1 protein-coding gene is annotated in these 921 nt (G+C 61.7%); it reads right to left on the bottom strand.

The window, feature by feature from the left end:
• Positions 1-28 precede the first annotated feature (28 nt).
• Positions 29-921 (bottom strand): aminotransferase class III-fold pyridoxal phosphate-dependent enzyme (locus IEX27_RS21060; RefSeq protein WP_188723028.1); only part of this gene is annotated, 893 nt, incomplete at its 5' end.

Here is a 921-nt window from a genome sequence, read left to right as displayed (position 1 = left end):
CATTGAGGTCGCGAACGATCATTCTCGGTTACTCCGCAGCTATACTGGTTGATTGGGTGATTTCGCGGACGGCATGCTCGAAGATGTCGAGGCCGCGCGAAAAGAGGGGCATGTCGATGTTCAGTGGGGCCAGGACCTTCACCACCTCGTCATGGGCGCCGGAGGTCTCGATGACGAGGCCCTTGTCGAAGCAGCGCGCGCAAATCTCGCTTGCCAGCTGTCCGGTGCCGACATCGACGCCCTGCATCATGTCCCGACCCTTTACACTGGCCGTCGGCAGCAATGCCGAGATTGCCTCCAGACGCTTCGCCAGATAGGCGGAGCGCTCGGCGATCTCTTTCTGAAACGCATCATCGGCCCAGAACTTCTCCAGCGCGACACGTGCGGTAACAAAGGCGTGGTTGTTGCCACGAAATGTTCCGTTGTGCTCAGCGGGACCAAAGACGTCGAACTCCGGTTTCACCAGCAGCACGGCCATGGGGAGACCAAAGCCTGACAGCGACTTCGCCATGGTGATGAGGTCCGGGCTGACACTCATGCCTTCGAAGCTGAAGAAGGAGCCGGTGCGCCCGCAGCCGGCCTGAATGTCATCAATGATGAAGAGCGCCCCGTGGGCGCGCGCAATTTTCTCGACCCGGCGCACCCATTCCGCTGACGCCACATTCAGTCCACCTTCGCCCTGGACGGTCTCGAGCACGATGGCAGCAGGCGTATCGATCCCGCTTGAGGGTTCGGCGATCATCCGCTCCAGAAGGTCGCAGGAATCGACGCGCTCACCGAGAAAGCCGTCATAAGGAATGCGCGTTACGTCGGGCAGCGAGACGGAGGCGCCGCCGCGGTGGTAACCATTGCCCGTCGCGGCGAGCGCGCCAAGGGAAACGCCGTGGAACCCGTTGGTGAAGGCGATGACGTTGTTGCGGC

Source organism: Nitratireductor aestuarii (genome assembly GCF_014641695.1).
Classification (GTDB): domain Bacteria; phylum Pseudomonadota; class Alphaproteobacteria; order Rhizobiales; family Rhizobiaceae; genus Chelativorans; species Chelativorans aestuarii.
Note: the sequence above shows the minus strand (reverse complement) of the source record. Positions and strands in the feature narration are given on the sequence as shown.